The organism is Luteimonas panaciterrae, from assembly GCF_020511115.1.
Taxonomy (GTDB): domain Bacteria; phylum Pseudomonadota; class Gammaproteobacteria; order Xanthomonadales; family Xanthomonadaceae; genus Luteimonas; species Luteimonas panaciterrae.
Window position 1 is genome coordinate 1 of sequence record NZ_JAJAVH010000070.1, and the last position, 1,024, is coordinate 1,024.

2 protein-coding genes and 1 pseudogene are annotated in these 1,024 nt (G+C 63.6%); 1 reads left to right on the forward strand and 2 read right to left on the reverse strand.

What is annotated here, in order from left to right; genetic code table 11:
* Positions 1-216, forward strand: a pseudogene (locus tag LG367_RS18295) (hypothetical protein); the annotation flags it as partial.
* Between the two features lie 225 nt (positions 217-441).
* Here LG367_RS18295 and LG367_RS18300 read toward each other — a convergent pair.
* Both LG367_RS18300 and LG367_RS18305 read right to left on the reverse strand, forming a co-directional pair.
* Complete coding sequence (locus LG367_RS18300; RefSeq protein WP_319004043.1) at positions 442-645, reverse strand: aldehyde dehydrogenase family protein; 204 nt, start codon at positions 643-645, stop codon at positions 442-444.
* On the reverse strand, positions 642-857 hold the full coding sequence (locus LG367_RS18305; RefSeq protein ID WP_226470700.1) for a hypothetical protein: 216 nt from the start codon (positions 855-857) through the stop codon (positions 642-644). Before LG367_RS18305 ends, LG367_RS18300 begins: the two co-directional genes overlap by 4 nt.
* Positions 858-1,024: the final 167 nt, after the last annotated feature.

Here is a 1,024-nt window from a genome sequence, read left to right on the forward strand (position 1 = left end):
CTTCGTGACCCTCGAAGACGAATACGGCATGGTCAACGTCGTGGTCTGGTCCCACGTCGCCCTGCGCAGACGCAAGGCGCTGCTCAGCGCCCGTCTGATGGCCGTGCGTGGCCGTTGGGAACATGTCGACGGCGTCCAACACCTCATCGCAAACGATCTTCAGGACCTCAGCCATCTGCTGGACGACCTGCAGACCAGTCGCGCGATTTTCACTAGATCTCGCCATGCACGTCCTGGCCGACCTCTCTGATGATCTGTTCGCACCCCCGATAGTGCAGTTGGTCAACGATGGTCGGATTCTGCCCGCTGAGTTCGAGGATGACCGGCGTGAGGTGTCGGCGGCGGCGCGCCTCACCACCTTGCCAACGGTCGAGCTGCCGGTGAAGAAGAGGAAGTCGAACGGTAGCTGCAGCAGCTCGAAGATCTCCTCGCGACCGCCGGTCACCACCGCCACATTCTCCGGCTCGAAATACTGCGGCATGTATTCTGGAATAGCGCCGCGGTCGCAGGCGTGGTGTTGGCCGGCTTGAGGATCACCGGATTGCCGGCGGCCAGCGCGGCGATCGCTGGATCGAGCAGCAGCAGGACCAGCGCGTTGAACGGACCGATCACCAGGGTAGTGCCGTAGGGCTCCTTATAGATCACGCCACGGTTGCCGGTGGCCTCCACGCGGGGATAGGCACCGGCTGCGGCACCATCAGCGCCAGATGTTCCCGGTAGTACTCGATCACGCCGAGCGGCACGGTGATCTCGAATAGCTGCTCGAACGGCGGCTTACCGAAATCCTGGTGCAGCGCGGCGCAGAATTCGTCCTGACGCTCGCACGGCATGCGCACCATGCGTTCGAGCTGGTCCATGCGCGGGGCTTGGTGACATCGGCGTCAAAACGCGCCTTCTGCGCGTCTAAGACCGCCTGGAATCGATTTCGCGGGGATGCAGGTGCCGGCGCCACGCGGGCGCCGGCCGGAACGCCTCTTACTTGGTGGTGTATCCGCCGTTGATCAGCAGTGTCTGCCCGGTGATC

What these genes read in the sequence shown, in the direction of transcription:
- LG367_RS18305 (WP_226470700.1), bottom strand. Translation starts at nt 857, where the DNA reads ATGGACCAGCTCGAACGCATGGTGCGCATGCCGTGCGAGCGTCAGGAC.